The 16,351-nt window shown below is 73.7% G+C and carries 12 protein-coding genes; 4 read left to right on the forward strand and 8 right to left on the reverse strand.

Annotated elements, in window-relative coordinates; genetic code table 11:
• Nucleotides 1-2 precede the first annotated feature (2 nt).
• A complete protein-coding gene (locus PKE99_RS25155; protein WP_051736466.1) occupies nt 3-596 on the reverse strand; it encodes an RNA polymerase sigma factor in 594 nt (197 codons plus the stop codon).
• A gap of 204 nt (nt 597-800) precedes the next feature.
• Between PKE99_RS25155 and PKE99_RS25160 the strand changes: the two genes are divergently transcribed.
• Both PKE99_RS25160 and PKE99_RS25165 read left to right on the forward strand, forming a co-directional pair.
• A complete protein-coding gene (locus PKE99_RS25160) occupies nt 801-1,613 on the forward strand; it encodes a hypothetical protein (protein ID WP_037038552.1) in 813 nt (270 codons plus the stop codon).
• A gap of 138 nt (nt 1,614-1,751) precedes the next feature.
• The gene (locus PKE99_RS25165) at nt 1,752-2,333 is read left to right on the forward strand and encodes a hypothetical protein (protein ID WP_156066879.1); all 582 of its coding nucleotides are present in this window, start codon (nt 1,752-1,754) and stop codon (nt 2,331-2,333) included.
• A 30-nt stretch (nt 2,334-2,363) separates the two neighbouring features.
• On the opposite strand, the gene PKE99_RS25170 is transcribed toward PKE99_RS25165, so the two are convergent.
• Nucleotides 2,364-2,858: a hypothetical protein gene (locus tag PKE99_RS25170; protein ID WP_156066876.1), complete on the reverse strand. Its 495-nt coding sequence runs from the start codon at nt 2,856-2,858 to the stop codon at nt 2,364-2,366.
• Nucleotides 2,859-3,120: 262 nt separating this feature from the next.
• On the opposite strand from PKE99_RS25170, the gene PKE99_RS25175 reads away from it, so the two are divergent.
• Together PKE99_RS25175 and PKE99_RS25180 are read left to right on the forward strand one after the other, a co-directional pair.
• The gene (locus PKE99_RS25175; RefSeq protein WP_037038545.1) at nt 3,121-4,116 is read left to right on the forward strand and encodes a DNA/RNA non-specific endonuclease; all 996 of its coding nucleotides are present in this window, start codon (nt 3,121-3,123) and stop codon (nt 4,114-4,116) included.
• 89 nt (nt 4,117-4,205) lie between these two features.
• Nucleotides 4,206-6,152, forward strand: a complete 1,947-nt coding sequence (locus PKE99_RS25180) for a serine protease (RefSeq protein ID WP_037038542.1) — start codon at nt 4,206-4,208, stop codon at nt 6,150-6,152.
• Between the two features lie 46 nt (nt 6,153-6,198).
• Here PKE99_RS25180 and PKE99_RS25185 read toward each other — a convergent pair whose 3' ends face one another.
• From PKE99_RS25185 to PKE99_RS25210, 6 genes are all read right to left on the reverse strand, one after another.
• Nucleotides 6,199-7,596, reverse strand: coding sequence for an FAD-binding oxidoreductase (locus PKE99_RS25185; RefSeq protein ID WP_051736465.1), 1,398 nt, complete (start codon nt 7,594-7,596; stop codon nt 6,199-6,201).
• Nucleotides 7,597-7,717: 121 nt separating this feature from the next.
• Nucleotides 7,718-10,888, reverse strand: coding sequence for an ATP-binding protein (locus PKE99_RS25190; protein ID WP_051736464.1), 3,171 nt, complete (start codon nt 10,886-10,888; stop codon nt 7,718-7,720).
• 65 nt (nt 10,889-10,953) lie between these two features.
• Nucleotides 10,954-11,211 (reverse strand): hypothetical protein, encoded by a 258-nt coding sequence (locus PKE99_RS25195; RefSeq protein WP_037038539.1) that lies wholly within the window; start codon nt 11,209-11,211, stop codon nt 10,954-10,956.
• A gap of 40 nt (nt 11,212-11,251) precedes the next feature.
• Nucleotides 11,252-11,617, reverse strand: a complete 366-nt coding sequence (locus tag PKE99_RS25200) for a cupin domain-containing protein (RefSeq protein WP_037038537.1) — start codon at nt 11,615-11,617, stop codon at nt 11,252-11,254.
• Between the two features lie 57 nt (nt 11,618-11,674).
• A complete protein-coding gene (locus tag PKE99_RS25205; RefSeq protein WP_156066873.1) occupies nt 11,675-15,151 on the reverse strand; it encodes an ATP-binding protein in 3,477 nt (1,158 codons plus the stop codon).
• A 78-nt stretch (nt 15,152-15,229) separates the two neighbouring features.
• The gene (locus tag PKE99_RS25210) at nt 15,230-16,126 is read right to left on the reverse strand and encodes an SDR family oxidoreductase (protein WP_037039116.1); all 897 of its coding nucleotides are present in this window, start codon (nt 16,124-16,126) and stop codon (nt 15,230-15,232) included.
• Nucleotides 16,127-16,351: the final 225 nt, after the last annotated feature.

A 16,351-nucleotide genomic window follows, 5' to 3' on the forward strand; every position in this document is an offset into this window, starting at 1 on the left:
TCTCACACCGCCCGGTACCGCAGGACGGCCGTCGTGGCCCCGAGCCGGGCCAGTCCACGTGCCCGGGTCGGTCCGATGCTGCCGACGGGCATGCCCAGCCGCCGCCCGATCTGCCGGTAGGTCAGGTCGGGCTCGGCCGCCAGGAGGGCCAGGAGTTCCCGCTGGACGGGCGGCAACTCGGCGAGTCCGTGGCGCACGGCTTCCGCCGCCTCGGCCCGGAGCAGGGCGTCGTCGGGATCCGGATGGTCCGCCGGCGCCTCGGTGCCCGGCTCGTCGAGCGGGACCATCCGGAGGCGGCCGCGCAGGGTACGGAGGCATTCGTGGCGGGTCGTCGTCGCGATCCACCCCGGCAGCGCCCGGGGCTCGCGGATCGACGCCAGGTTCTCCCAGAGCCGCAGCCAGACCATCTGGGCGACGTCCTGGGTGTCGCGCTCGTCGAGCCGGAAGCCCCGGGCGACGCGGTGCACCACCGGGCCGTAGCGTTCGACCAGGGCGCGCCAGGCACCCTCGTCACCGGCTGCGGCGGCGATCACCACGGTGCGGACATCCGGGCCCGGCGCGGGATGACCCGGCGGGTATTCGTCACGTGGGGGCATCGGGTTGCCCTTCTCAGGTGCCGGAAGTGCTGGTCAGCACCACTTTCGGAGCCCCGGCAGGAGCACGTCCAAGCCCTTTCGGGAGCGGGGGCGAGACCGCTCGTGCGTACGCGGAGCCACGAGACCGTGCGGTCGAGCCTGGTACCTCCAGACCTGGAGGTCCTACGCTGGAGGTGGCGGTCCGGAGGTTCGGGCGAGGAGACGATGCAGCGGGACGAGGACCTGTCGACCATCCTGTCCAACGTCGCGGCGGACGCCCGCCCGACGACCCGGACCAAGATCGCGAACAGTCCGGAGACCAGGGCGTTCCTCGAGATCGGCCTGCACCTGCTGCGGGACGACCTCCTGGACCACCGCGGCCCCGACATGCTCGACGAGCACGACGCCGGCACCCGGCTCTTCGCCGGGCTCTCCCAGGCGCGGCTGATCGAGCGCGCGGACCGGATCGCCGCGGGCGAGGACCGCCCCACGATGCTCACGGTCGGGATGTTCCGGGACCGGTGGCGCTACAAGAGCCGCTACACCGAGGACCTGATCGCCTACCTCATGCGGCCGTCGCTCACGGAGAGGACGATGAACGAGTTGCGGGAGGCGGCGCTGAATCTGCCCGCCGGCCTGCCGTTCCCCCAGCTCGCACGCTATCTCGCGGACGCGGTGATGAGCGCGACGATGCGGGATCCGCTGTGGAGTCTGCAGACCATCGTCTGGGTCGCGTTGCCCAACCATCCACGGGTACAGCGCTATCTGAAGGCCCGGTACGAGCAGTGGATCGCCGCGTGGGCGTCGACCTACGAGCAGCTGGCGGCCCGGTACGACCTGCGACTGCGCCCCGGCGTGACCTGGCTCGACGTGGCCGAGATGTTCAACGCCGTCGCGGACGGAGCGAGGGTGCGGGGCATGGCGATGGGTGCGGTGGCGAGCCTCTCGTCCGGCGACAGCGTGGTCGTGGGAGCGATCCGCGCGATGATGCCCACGCTCTTCCTCAACGCGGAAAACCTCGCCGATCCCGGTTCGTGACGGATCTCGAAATACGCGGCACAATCAACGAGCCGACTGCCTCGACGAGCGCTTCCGATCGGCCTAAGCACATGTACGTACGGTCATTGATCGGGCCGAGGTCTAGCCTTGTGCACTGAGCCATGAAAGGAGGCGGCGATGAGTGCACAGGGCGAGTTCCTCCATCATTCCCACGGATCGAGGACGGGGCGTTCGCGCGCGGTGGCCACTCGGAGGGTTCTCGGCCCGCTGACCGTTGCCCTGATCGGCGCCTCCGCCTGGGCCACCGCCGGCCTCGTGGCGAGCCCCCTGGCGCAACAAGACGTGAAGCTCGCGGCAGCGGTCACACCCGCTGCGATGCAAGGGAGTTGCTCGGCGGGCTGGAAGATGATGAGCATTCCCGAGATGTTGCGCATGATCGAGCCACCGGCCACGCCCGACAACGTCAGGGCCACCGACGCGAACCGCGACAATTACCTGTGTGCCAGCCTCTCCGCCAACGGATTCCATGTGACGCGCTTCGTCGACAACGTGCGCACGACCAGTAGCGGGTCAGGGTGCAGCGGCGGCATGGATAACAACGGTATGCCGACGGGATGCAACGGAGACGGGATGAAGACGAAGGACAAGACTGGAGACGGAGACGACCCGACGCATCCGAGTGGTGGTGGAGACACCGGTCAGAGCGGGAAACCCGATCACGGCAACACAGGCTCGACCCATAGAAGTAAGTCGAGCTGAACCACTGGCGCAGGGTCTTCGCCGAGTCGTTCAGCGGCCGTCTCGCTCTGCGAGATGGCGGAGCACCGTGGTGGTCTTGGTGTTCTGCATGGGGTCGATCTGCAAGCCCCCCTTCCGGACGCGCTGCTCCAGGTCCTTCAGCGCGCCCTCGGGGTCGTCGGCCACCCGGATCGACACCTCGAGGAAGCGCACGTCCTCGTCGACCTCCCAGAGCTCGGCCGCGACGTCACCGTCGTCGTCGGGATCCCACTTGCGTGCCTTGATCGGGCCCAGCAGCTCGACCGCGTGGAGTGGAAGCAGCAGTTCGCCCGCCAACGCCCGCTGCTCGTCGGACAGGAGACGCTCGACGAACGGGTCCGGATCCTTGAGCTCGTCGAGCGTCTCGTCGTCGAGCATTCCGTCGAGGGAAGCGGACACCAGGCGCCGGTCCCCCGACCAGCCACCCTCGACCTTCGCGAGCTCACCGAGGCTTGATCTCGACAGTGTCGGGTTTTGTCGACCCGCCCGGCCGACCAGCGCGCTCACCCATTGATCCAGCCCTTCCGAGAGAACACGACGTCGACCCAAGAATCGCCCTCAGGTGCGCCACGACGTCAATACGTAGACGTGCGTACAGGCGACACCTCGAGAGCCGGACACAATGAATCGAGAAGTCCGCGTCACGGATCGTCAATGACGAGGCGGGTCCCGCACGAGGAGAACGACGGTGCAGCATGCTGTCTATTGGCATGAACAGATATGGGTGCGGTCAGCACACTGATGCCCCTACCGGAGCAGGGTCTTCCCGATGACGACCCACGAGGTCACGCTCTCGATCCCCCTGCAGGTCTCGGTACGGTTCGGTCCGCCCGATCCGTCGGGGACCGCCGGTGTCGTCGACGGCATTCGCGTCACTCCGGAGATCGCGCCGGCCGGCCTGGAAGCGGCACGTCCCTTGGACTACTACGCGGGCTACACCGGTTATGCGGCGGACTTCCTCGGGACGTCCGTGCCGCTGCCGACGCTGAGTTCCGAGCAGCGGCAGAACGCTGCCGAGAACGTCCTCGCCACTGCCGGGACGGACCCGACGGTCCTGCCGTACACACATTTCAGCCTCGTCATAAATCGACGCAGGCAGCTCGCCTACTACACCGCGGTCAACATCGACGGTGCACAGTCCGAGAAGCTCGAGCGCGGCCGTGACAAATGGTACTTCGATCCCCGGATAGCCGAGTCCGAGCAGATCGGGGAAGGATTGTACGCGCGGAACGCGCTGGATCGCGGCCACCTCGTCCGCAGGCTCGACCCCGTGTGGGGTCCGCAGGCGCGCCGCGGCAACGACGACACCTTCCACTTCACCAACTGCTCCCCTCAGCACGAGCGGTTCAACCAGTCCGACGAGCTGTGGCAGGGTCTCGAGAACTACATCCTCGAGCACGCCGATGCAGCGGAGCGGAAGGTCACCGTGTTCACCGGACCGGTGTTCGGTGTTGAGGACCCCCTCTACAAGGGTGTCCGACTACCCCTCGCGTTCTGGAAGATCCTCGTCTACGTGAAGGGCGGGAACGGGCCCGCCGCTGCGGGTTACCTGCTCGACCAGACCCGTCTCATCGAGGACATGCTCGGCCGGGAGGCGGCGTTCGACGCGGGTGTCTATCGGGTCCGCCTCAGCGACCTCATCGACAGGACCGAGTTGAACTTCACCCATCTGCAGCCGCACGAGCTGCCCCTCGACTCCGGTGGCTGGGAAGCCGCTCCGGAGCGCGTACGTATCCACGAGGACTTCGGCAACGTCGTTCTGTAGGAGTGGCCGCCCCGCTTCTGCGTCGAGCGCCACCGAGATCGTCAGGCCGGTGTGACCTCACCGGCTCCTGTCCGTTCGGGGAGGCACCGATGGATGTGCGGCAGCAGCAGGAGCGCGTGGCGGAGCGATACCGGCGAACAGCCGCCGAACGGGAGGAGATCCGGCGCCGCCAGGAGGCAGCGGGGACTCCGGTCGTCGTCGACGACGAGGATCAGCTCCGCGCCCGCGCCTCCCGGTTACTGGCCAACGGCGAGGTCGGCGCGAGCGCACTCTCGCACGCCCTCTCCGACGGGCACGCACTACGGCCGACCGTGTTGTTCGAACGGATCCTCGGGGCCGCGAGCGAACTGCAGAGCGTCAACTTCCTCGCCCGCGGGGAGCGTGCGGCGCGAGCCGTCGGGCGGATCTCCATCCTGGAGTCCGGGCGACTCGCCGGCTTCGGCACGGGCTTCCTCGTGGGCGAGCGGCTCCTCCTGACCAACAACCACGTCCTCCCGGATCCCGACACCGCCACCTCGTCGTTCGTCGAGTTCGATCTCGAGCTCGACGTCGACGGCGTGACGAAGCGGGCCGACCGGTACGACCTGGACCCGGCCACGCTCTTCGTCACACACGTCGATCTCGACTTCTCCCTCGTGGCGGTCGCACAGGGCGACGGAGGCCGGAGGCCCGGCTCGGTGCACGGCTGGCACCGACTGATCGCCAACCAGGGGAAGATCGTCATCGGTGAGCCGGTCAACGTCGTCGGGCATCCGAACGGCCGGGCCAAGGAGGTCGCGGTCCGCGACAACGCCCTGCTCAACCAGCTGCCCGACTATCTGCACTACCGCACCGACACCGAGCCCGGGAACTCCGGTTCCCCGGTCTTCAACGACCAGTGGGAGGTCGTGGCCCTGCACCATGCCGGCGTGCCCGGTCCGGACGGGCAGAGCTGGATCGCCAACGAGGGTGTCCGGGTCAGCGTGCTGCTCACGCATCTCGCCGACACCGAACTGCCCCCCGCACAACGCGGGGTGCTGACCGAGCTGGGGCCCCAGGCCGTGCCCAGCGGCGCCGTGCCGGGCGAGGTCGACCTGGCCCCCGCCGCCGTCCCTTCGCAGCGTCCCCGCGCGCGGCGGCCGGTGGGAAGCACCCCGCCCACGGAACGCCGGACGCCCGGCCTCATCGGCCGACCCCGCGGGCGCCGCGCCGTCGTCTTCCTCCACGGCCGGGGTCAGGAAGGCCAGGACCCCGTCCGGTTGCGGGCGACGTGGGCCGGGGGACTCGCGCGCGGGCTCGCGGCCGGTGGACTGGCCCCCCTCGACGCCGCCGACGTCTGGTTCCCGTTCTACGGGGACGCACTGATCTCCGCCCTCGACGTGCCCGAGCGGGCGGGCGCCCCGACGGCCGCCGAGACCTTCGCCCCCACCGAATCGTCCACCCGGGTGGTCTACGCCGAGCTCATCGACCAGGCGGCCGCGCGCGCCGGCATGCCGCTCGAGGAGCGCCGGACCGCGCAGGAGGGCGGGCTTCTCGGCGGCCTCGTCGAAGCGTTGCAGGGCCCGCTCTCGTGGCTGGCGGACCGGAGCGGTCTCGACGATCTCGTGATCGCGGCCGTCCTCCGCGACGTCGCGGCCTACCTCGATCGCGACTCCGTGCGAACCGCAGTGCTCGACGCGGTTCGGGCCTGCCTGCCGGACGACGGCGAGCTCGTCCTGGTCAGCCACAGCCTCGGCAGCGTCGTCGCGATCGATCTCCTGACACAGCTTCCCGATCGCCTCGACGTCCCGGTCCTGGTGACCGCCGGCAGTCCGCTTGGACTGGACGCCGTGCAGAAGCGGCTCCTCGCCGGTGGTCCCGTGCGCCCTGCGCGCGTCGGGTCGTGGCTCAACGCCTGGGCGGCAGCCGATGCCGTGGCCATCGGCTGCCCGTTGGGCGACGACTGGGATCAGGTCCGTGACGTGCGGACGGGCAATCCGAAGGACCGGGCGCACGACATCGCCGAGTACCTCGCCGATCCGGTCGTCGCGGGCGAGATCGGGAGATCAGTCCGGTAGCCCCGGGCGCGGCGGCCGACCCCTCCGCGGCCGCCGCGACCACGTGTCACGGCGCGATGTTCTGGTTGAGGCGGAACAGGTTGGTGGGGTCGTAGCGCCGCTTCAGCTCCACCAACCGCGCGTAGCGCCGTGCGCCGTAGGTGTCCCGCAGGGCTTCCTGGTTCTCGGTGAGGAAGTTGACGTACCCACCTCCCTCGCCGTGGCGCGCCGTCGCGCGGGCGAGGTCCCTGGCCCACGCCTGGTTCGCCCCGTCGTCCGCGGGGTCGTCCCAGATGCCGATGACGTTGAACGTGAACGCGGCGTCCCGCCCCGGGTAGGCCGTCGCCTCCGCCCCGACCCGCGCGACCGCGCCGCCCATCTGGTGCAGGTGGAACTCGCTCGCGGTCGACGGGCGGGCCCGGACGGCCTCGACGACGGCCCCGACCAGGTCGTCGGGGCAGCCGGAGGTGTACCCGCCGGCGAAGTGGTATCGGCGCCCGGCCGGGACCTTCGCGTCGAACGCCGTCTGCCAGACCGGGTACGGCATCGGCCCGAACGGGTCCGCGGCCGGGCCGAGGGCCCGCAGCGGCGCGAGCAGGTCCTGGGCTTCCCCCGCCGCGCCGCAGTGACACCCCACGACGGCGACGACGGGCCGATCCCGCAGGTCCGGCGGGACGAACGCCGCGGGCGGCGCGGTGAGGAAGCTCAGCAGCGTCCGGAAGTCGTCCGGGACCCCGGTGACGTACTCGCGGTAGAAGGCCACCACCTCGGCCGCCCGGTCCAGCGGGAACAGCGCCAGGCCGGCCGTGACCTCGGCGACGGGGTGCAGCGCGAACGTGAGCCCGGTGACCACTCCGAAGTTGCCCCCGCCGCCCCGCAGGCCCCACATCAGCTCGGGGTCGTGCTCGTCGTCCGCGCGCACGACCTGTCCGTCGGCGGTCACGACCTCGGCGGCGACCAGGTTGTCGCAGGCCAGCCCGTACCGGCGGGACAACCAGCCGATCCCGCCGCCGAGGGTCAGCCCGGCGACGCCCGTCGTCGAGACCAGGCCGCCCGGGGTCGCGAGCCCGTGGGCGGCCGTCGCCGCGTCGACGTCGCCCCACAACGCCCCGCCGCCGACGTGGGCGCGCCGCGCGGCCGGGTCCACCCGGATCTCCCGCATCCGGGACAGGTCGACGACGATCCCGCCGTCGTTGGTCGCGAACCCGGGCAGGCCGTGCCCGCCACCGCGCACGGAGAGCGGCAGGTCGTGCTCCCGCGCCAGGCCGACCGCCGCGACGACGTCGGGCACCGACCGGCAACGGACGACCGCGGCCGGGTACCGGTCGACGCAGCCGTTCCACACTCGCCGCACGCTGTCGAACTCCGGATCCGGCGGCCCGACCACCGTGCCGTCCATCCGGTCGGCCAGCTCCGCGAGCGCCGTCGCGAGGCCGGCGCGGTCGCTGCTCCTCGTCACCGTCATGGTGTGCTCCTCGGACTCGGCGCCGGGTCCCCGGTCGATCGGTCTCGTGCCCCGGCGCGGGTGGAGCGCGACGGTAGGGGCGCGGACTTTGCACCGGCTGAACAGCGACGTCGGACAGGAATCAGGACGATCGGCCGGCGCAGGCGGCCAGCCCGTCGACCGCGCCGAGGGTGGCGAACAGCGCCTCGGCCGAGCGCCGGGCCTCCTCCGCCGCGGCCGTGCGGCCGACGCGCCGGCGGGCCTCCGCGAGCTGGAGCGACAACCAGCCGGCCCACCGGTGGTCCCCCGGGCCGCCCGTCGCGCGGGCCACCGCGTGCTCGAGGAGCCGCCCCGCCTCGGCGTGGTCGCCGCCGTCCATGGCGATGTCGGCCAGGGCGGCGAGCATGCCGATGGTGCCGGGCCCGTCGCGTGTCTCGCGGAACCCGGTCGCCGCCAGCCGGACCAGGTCACGCCCGTGGGCGACGTCGCCCGCGGCCGCGGCGAGCAGGCCGAGGTTCCCCGTCGTCAGGCCGACGGCGCGGCGGTCGCCGAGCCCCTCGCGGAGGCGGAGCGCCTCGCGCAGCGCCGCCCGCCCTGGCCCGAACTCGCCGCGCACCCCGAGGAGACAGCCCTGGTGGTTCAGGGCGACCGCGCGGCCGACCAGGTCCTTCCGTGCGGTGAAGCCCTGCAGCGCCGCGTCGACGCACGCCGCCGCCTCGTCGAGCTCGCCCTCCGCACGGGCGAGCCAGGCGAGGTTGCAGCGGACGTAGCCCGCGGCCCGGTCCGCCGCGACCAGCCGACCCTGGAGCATCGTCTCCTCGAACACCGTGCGGGGTCCGTCGCGGTCGACCGCCACCCCGAGCAGGACCGGCGCGAAGAACGGTCGCCCGGGCCGGGGCAGTGCCCGGAGCATGTCCAGCGCCCGGAGCAGCTGCTCCCGCGCGATGCACCACTTCCCCTGCGACAGCGCGACGAGACCGAGCAGGTGGACGGCCGCGGCGGCGGCGCCGTCCGAGCGCCCGGCCGCGCCGAGGCACTCCTCGGCGAGCGCACACGCCGTCGCCCAGGCCCCGTCCATGAAGGCGAGCACCGCGCTCAGCTGGAGCGCCTGCGCGGGTTCCGGCTCGCGGAGCTCCCGCTGCACCGCCACGTGCCGCGCACCGAGCTCGGCCAGCCGTTCCCCGCGCCCGCACCGGACGTCGAGCACGGCGAGGGCGAACACCGCGGCGCCCCGCGCGGCACCGCCCTCGGGCGCCGCCGCCAGCGCGTCCTCCAGCCAGCGGGCGCCCTCGCGGAACCGGCCGCGGGCGAGCCAGTACGGCCAGAGGCGCACCGCCAGGTCGAGCGCGGCCCCGGGATCGTCGACGAGGGCGAACTCCAGCGCGGACCGCAGCTCGTCCGACTCGGCGTCGAGCACCGCGGTGCCGGCACCGGTCGTGGTGTCGCACCGGGCCGCGACGGTGCCGTACCACCCGAGGTGACGTCGTCGGGCCGACCGCGCCTCGCCCGCCTCCACCGCCGCCTCGGCGGCGTACTGCCGGAGGGTGGCGAGGAGCCGGTAACGGGTGGCGCCGGCCCGCGTCCCGGCCAGCACGAGGGACTTGTCGACCAGCCCGGCGAGGGCCTGGAGGGTCGGCGTGCGCCTCGTGCCGGGACCCTCGACGTCCCGGCCGCACACCGCCTCCACCGCCTCGAGACCGACGCTCCCGGAGAAGACGCCGAGGTGCCGGAACACCGTGCGCTCGGCGTCGTCGAGCAACCGATAGCTCCAGTCGACGGTCGCGCGCAGGGTCCGCTGCCGGTCGGGCGCGGTCCGGTGCCCGGGCCCCAGTACGCCCAGCGCGTCGTCGAGCCGGGCGGCGATCTGCCCCGGGTCGAGGGCGGGCAGGCGGGCGGCGGCGAGCTCGAGAGCGAGGGGCAGGCCGTCGAGGTCCACGCAGATCCGGGCGATCGCCCCGGCGTTGTCGTCCGTGAGCGTGAAGCGCGGCGCGACGGCCTTCGCGCGCTGCACGAACAGCCGCGCGGCGGCCACGTGCCCCACCCCGCGGGCCGTCGAGTCCGGCCCGGGCAGGGCCAGGGGCGGGATGCGCCAGGCGACCTCGCCCTCGGCGCGCAACGGCTCCCGGCTGGTGGCCAGGATCATCAGCCCCGGGCAGCGGCGCAGCAGCTCACCGGCCAGATGCGCGCACGGGTCGACCAGGTGCTCGCAGTTGTCGAGGACGAGCAGCATTCGCCGGCCGCCGAGCTGGCGGACCAGCGCGGGCAGCGGCTCGCCGCGCTCCGGCAGCGTCAGGCCCAGTCCGGCAGCGACGTGCTGAGCCACCAGCGCCGGCCTGGAGAGAGCCGCGAGCTCGACCAGCCGGACGCCGTCGGGGTGGCGGTCCCGCCGCCGTCGGGCGATCTCGATCGCCAACCGGGTCTTCCCCGCGCCGCCGGGCCCCGTGATCGTCAGCATCCGGGTCCGGTCCAGGAGCACGGCCGTCTCCTCGAGCTCCGCCCCGCGACCGATCAGCTCGGTGACCTCGAGCGGGAGGTTGTGCGGGTCCGCGGGAACGGGCTCGACGTCGACGGTCGATCCCGCCAGCAGGTCGCGGTAGAGCCGGCGGGTCCGCGGGTCGGGCACGCCGCCGAACTCCCGCTCGATCCCGTCGCGCAGCCGCTCGAACACCGCCAGCGCCTCGGCGTGCCGGCCGCCGGCGGCCAGCGCCCGCATCAGCGCCCGCGCGACCGGCTCGTGGAGCCCGTCCTCCCGCTGGACCGGCACGAGGATCTCGACCGCACGACCGTGGTCGACACACTCCGCGGCAGCCAGCGCGAGCTCGGTCCGGACGGCCAGCAGGGCGTCCCGGTGCGGCTGCGCCCAGGCCTCGTAGCGGTCCTCGGGCAGCAGCTCACCGGCACCGGCCGCGAGGACACGCTCGATCTCCTCGGGATCCGTCGACCCGCGGGCCGTGCGGGCCCGGCGCCGGAACTCCTCCAGATCGACGACGACCGGCCGTCCCGGCGCCAGCGCGACCAGCTCGCGACGCAGGACGATCCCGCCGCCGACCCCGACCGTGCCGAGCGCCCGCCGGGCGGCGTGCAGCACCTGGTGCAGGTTGTTGCGGGTGGCGGTCCCGTCGTTGCCCGGCCACCACAGCTCGCACAACCGGTCCTGGTGGACGCGCCGCTCCGGCTCGAGGGCGAGCAGCTTCACCAGGGTGCGGGCCTTGCGCAGCCGCCACGCGCCGTCGCCGACCCACCGAGCGCCGACGCCGACCGCGAAGCCGCCCAGGAGCCGGATCGACAGCGCCTCCCCTGCCGCCTCGTCCATGCTCGCCCCCTCCCCAGGAGCGTGGGCGAGTGTCCCGGGAACGGGAATCGGCGACAAGGAACGGCTCAGGCGGAGCGGGATCCGGGCGGACGGATGGCCAGGACCTCCTGGGCGAGTCGATCGATCAGGGGGTCGTTCTGGAAACGCCGTCCGAAGTCCGCGTAGGCGGTGAGCTCCCGGGCGATGACCTCGCCGATCGTCCCGGGGAGTACGAGTCGCGCATGGCGGGCGGCGCCGCGCAGCCGGGACTGGTCGTGAACGGCGAGCCGCCCGTCGGAGGCGCTGCTCGTGAGTGTGACCGGCACGCCGAGCATCGTGATCACGTCGGCCCTCCCCACCGTCGGGCTCCCGTCCCGGGCCGGGTCAGCCGGGGGAACGGGTGAGGTGGGCGACGACCGGGGCGAGCTCCCGGGTCGGTGAGAAGTCGACGTACTCGGTGTCCTCCAGCGCGATCGGCGCGTGGCCCGGTGACCAGTAGAAGGCCTGGCCGGCCGTGACCAGCTCGGCGCCCTCCTCGGAGCGCACCTCGATCCGTCCGGAGAGGACGTAGCCCCAGTGCGGGCACGGGCACAGGTCACCGGGCAGGCCCGCGAGAGCCGGACCGAGGTCGGTGCCACCCGGCAGCCGGACGAACCCGACCGTCATCTCGCCGCCGATCTCGTGGCCCTTGAGCTCGACCCCACCGCCGTCGATGACCGCAGGGGCCTCGGCACTGCTGATCGCGGGCATCCCGCACCTCCGTGTTCGTCGGAGGCGTCATGCTGCTCCGGACCGGTCTCGCCGCGGTCACCGCGCACTCACGCGAGATCGCTCGGCACGGCGGACCCAGCCGGTCATGCCGAGCTGCTCGAACACGGCCACCGCGGACGCTCTCAGGCCGGCGGCCTCGTCGGGACGGCCGTCGTAGGAGGCGACGAGGGCTGCGTCGTGATCGACGATCGCGCGCAGCGGCCGGGCGCCCCGCTCGTCGAGTGCGGTCCGGGCCCGGTCGAGGAGACGGGTCGCCTCGGCGGGGCGGCCGTCGAGTGCGGCCAGCCGGGCCAGGGTGAGGTGGATGTCCATCATCGGGAACCGGAAGTCGGCGGGCAGGGCCGTGTCGCGGGCGATCCGGTCGAGCACCGGGACGTCGGGATGGTGGTGCGGGCCGGGCCCGGCGACGAGCCACAGCGTCTCGACGGCGTCGCTCAGCGTCCGGAGGTGGTTCATGGCCCAGGCCGGGGCGCGCCGCAGGCCGGGGAGCACCCGTGCGCAGCGGCGCAGTGCCTCGTCCGTGCGGCCCAGCCGCGCGGCCGCCTTGGCCCCGCAGGCGCTCGCCGACGCCTCCAACCGCCGGCCCGGCCCGTTCGCCGTGGCGTAGGCCTGGTCGAGCTGCGCGAGCACGTCCGTCCAGCCGACGTCCGTGGCGTGGGCGATCGCGTCGAGCGTCCCGATGTCGTGGATCCGCTGCCAGCCCCATCCGGGGTAGCCGGACCGTGCGGCGAGTGCGCGCGCCTCGGCCAGGCCCGAGCGCGCGTCCTCGATCCGGCCGAGCGCGGCGTGGGCCCGGGCCAGCAGCGTCCGGTGATAGCCCTCCAGGGCGAGGCGGCCCCGGTCGTGGGCGGCGGCGACGGCGTCCTCGATCAACGGGACCGCGCCGTGCAGGTCGCCGAGGACGAGGAGCCGGACGGTCGGGTCCGCGGCGAGCGTGTCCGGGATGCGGTCGCGCCGACCGTAGGTCGCCGCCACCGCGAGCCGTGCGAGGTCGGGGCGATCGGCGAGCGACCCCTCGGCGAGCAGGATCCGCAGCGCCTCACGGCGGTCGGGGTGGTCGAGCGTGATCCCGGGGAACGTCGGGTCGGCGGCCTCCCGGCGGTCCAGCTCGTGCACCGTCAGCGTGGCCCAGACGGCGTCGCGCCGACCGCCCGCCAGCCGCAGTCCCCGGGCGGCGAGGCCCCACGCATGCTCGTCGCTGTCCGCGCTGGCCAGCGCCGAGGCCACCGTGGCGAGGTAGGCGGCGGCCGCGGCCGGGTCGCCCGCCGCGAGCCGCTCGGCCGCCTCACCCGCGGCCTCGACGGCCGCGTCGACGTTCCCGGCCCACACCTGGGCGAGGCCCAGCCGCGCGACGACCGCGGTCCACCGGTCGTCGTCCGGGCCCGCGAGGTCGGCCGCCATCGCGAGGAAGCGGGCCGCCTCCTGGTGGGCCGCGGCCGCCTCCGCCTCGTCGGCCGCCTCGATCGCCCGGCCGACGCCTGCTCCGCCACCCGGGAGCGCGGCGCCGGCGTGGTACTGCGCCGCGACCTCCCCCGCGCCGATCCCGGACGAGCCCGACGCCCGGTCGGCGTCGAGGCCCTCGGCGAGTCTGCGGTGCAGCCGGAGGCGCCGCGACGGGTTGAGGTCGGCGAGAACGGCCTGCCGGATCAGCGCGTGCCCGAACCGGTACCGGTCGGGTGCCGGATCGGGCTCGACGAGACCGGCCGCGAGGACCACGTCGAGCGCGTCGAGGGCGTCGTCCTCGGACAGCCCGGCCACCCGGGCGACCGTGGCGAACGGGAAGGGACCGTCGAAGGTGGCGGCGTGGTCGAGCAGGAGGTCGGCCGCCTCCGGCAGGCGCCTCCGGCGCCGGGCGAGGACCTGCCGGACCCCCTCCGGCACCGCGTCCGGCGCGACGTTCCCCGCGAGGAGCCCGTCCGGACCGGGCCGGACCGCCCCGTCCTCGCGCAGCTGCCGGAGCAGCTCCCGGGCGAAGAACGGATTGCCTCCCGTCCGCCGTGCGATCGCGCCGACCAGCGCATCCGACGCACCGACCCCGGAGACCGCGCCGAGCAGGTCCCGCAGCGCGAACCGGTCCAGACCCGCCAGCCGGAGAACGGTCGGGTCGGCCTCCGACCGCAGGGCGGCCAGCATGTCACCGAGGAGGGGGCCGGCCTCGTCGCTGCGGTACGCACCGACGATCACCATCCGCCGTTCGCCGACGTCGCGGGCGAGGTGCCGCAGCAGTGCCAGCGTGCTGGCGTCCGCCCAGTGGAGGTCGTCGAGGACGAGGGCGACGGGACGGTCGGCCGACAGCGTGACCAGGAAGCGGGCGACGCCGTCGAGGATCCGGATCCGCTCCTCGTCCGGGGACGGGTCCGCCCGGTGGTCCGCGGTCAGGCCTCGCCGGGCCAGCCCCGGCACCAGCCGGACCAGCACGTCCGCGAACGGCCCGGCGGCCCGGGCCAGCTCGGCGGGCGACAGGGCCGCGAGGTGGGCGTCGACGGCCTCGGCGACCGCACGGTAGGCGGGCTGCCACTCCCCCTCGAGGCTGCGCCCGCGCAGCACCGCTGCGCCCCGGGCCGCCGCCGCCTCGGCGAACGCGCGCAGCAGGGCCGTCTTCCCGATCCCCGGCTCCCCCGCCACCGCGGTGACGGAACCGTGCCCACCGCGAGCCGCCTCGAACCGGTCGGCGAGCACGTCGAGCTCGGCGGCCCGGCCCACGAGGCCGCCGACCCGGCCGGAACCCGGCACAACGGTGCGCGGCGGCCGGAGGGCCGGGTCCTGGCGGAGGATCTGCTCGTGCAGGGCGGCCAGCTCCGGGCCGGGTGGGATGCCGAGCTCCTCGGCAAGCCTCGCGCGCACGGTCCGGTAGGCGCACAGCGCCTCGGCCTGACGTCCGTCGCGGTAGAGCGCGAGCATCAGCTGCGCCCACCGACGTTCCCGCAGCGGAGCCCGTTCGACCATCACCTGCAGCTCACCGGCCACCGCGCGGTGGTGCCCGAGCGCGAGCTCGGCGTCGGCGCGGTCCTCGCAGGCCGACTCGTACAGCTCCTCGAGCCGGCGGCACTCCGTCTCGGCGAAGGGCAGATGGGCGTACTCGCCCAGGACCGGGCCGCGCCAGAGCCCGACGGCCGTGCGCAACGCCGCCTCCCCGCGGGCAGGCTCCCCACAGGCCATGGCGGCCCGCCCCTCCTGAACGAGCCGCTCCGCCACCTCGGCGTCCACCCGCGGGGCGGGCACCTCCAGCCGGTACCCGCCCGCAGCCCGCACGATCCGCAGCGCCGTCGGCTCCAACGTCCTCCGCAGCCGCAGCACGTAGTTCTGGACCGCGTTCACCGCGCCCGCCGGCACCCGGTCCGGCCACAGCACCTCCACGAGCCGGTCGCGGCCGACCGGGCTGCCCCGGTCCACCGCCAGCACGGCCAGCAGCAGCCGCTCCTGCCCGGCCCGCGGCGTCACGGGGCCGCCGGACCCGGTGACCTCGAGGTCACCGAGCAGGCGCAGGGCGACGCCGTCGACGCCGTGGGACATCAGGGCAGTGTCCACCCGTCGGGTCGACGGCGGGCGGTTCCTGTCGAGCAGACCGTCGACCGCCGGGGGCCGGGGTCGTCAGGTGATGGGCGACCCCCCGGTGACGCCGAGGACCTCCGAGGTCATGTAGCTGGACTCCTGCGAGGCGAGGAACACGTAGAACGGGGCCAGCTCGGCGGGTTGCGCGGCGCGGCCCATGGGCGCCTGCGCACCGAAGGAGTCCAGCTTCTTCTCGTCCATGGTGGCCGGGATCAGCGGGGTCCAGACCGGTCCGGGGGCCACGGCGTTGGCCCTGATCCCGCGGTCGACGAGGTTGTGCCCCAGGCCCTTGACGAAGTTGACGATCGCAGCCTTCGAGGTGGCGTAGTCGAGCAGGTGCGGGGAGGGCTGGAAGGCCTGCACGGACGTCGTGGCGATCACCGAGGACCCGGGGGGCATGTGCGGGACGGCGGCCTTGGCGAGCCAGAACAACGCGTAGACGTTGGTCTTCATCACGCGGTCGAACTGCTCGGTGGTGATGTCGTCGATACCGCCGTCCTGCGACATCTGGTAGGCGGCGTTGCTCACCAGGACGTCGATCCCGCCGAGCTCGTCGACCGCACGCGCCACGACCTCGCGGCAGGTCTGCTCCTCGCGCAGGTCGGCGGCCGCCGTGATCGCCGTCCGGCCCGCCTCGCGCACCCAGCGCGCGGTCTCCTCGGCGTCGTCCTTCTCCTCCTCCAGGTACGTGATCAGCACGTCGGCGCCCTCGCGGGCGAAGGCGATCGCCACGGCGCGGCCGATCCCGGAGTCGCCGCCGGTGATCAGCGCCTTCTTCCCCTCGAGGCGCCCGGTCCCACGGTAGGTCTCCTCGCCGTGGTCGGGCCGGACGTCCATGTCGGCGGTGCGCCCCGGCCACTCGACGGTACGGTCGCCGCTGCCCGGCGCGGCGTGCTGCTCGGTCGGGTCCTGCTGGCTGAACTGGTCCTGAGCCATCTCCGCCTCCATCGCGCTCCACGTTCGGCAGAGACGTTCCCCTCACGTCGGCGGTCAATCGCCGCCGTGCCGACGACACCCACGGCGCCGGGTCATCGGCCGGTGGGGTCCGGTCCCGAGCCGGACGTCTTGTCGCTCACGAACGAGCAGGGAGATGATCACCACATGATCGGACACGCGGATCTCGTCCACCGCGAACCTGCACGGAGAACGACGAAGGCCGGT

Origin of the sequence: Pseudonocardia halophobica (assembly GCF_027922425.1) — a bacterium.
Lineage (GTDB): Bacteria > Actinomycetota > Actinomycetes > Mycobacteriales > Pseudonocardiaceae > Pseudonocardia > Pseudonocardia halophobica.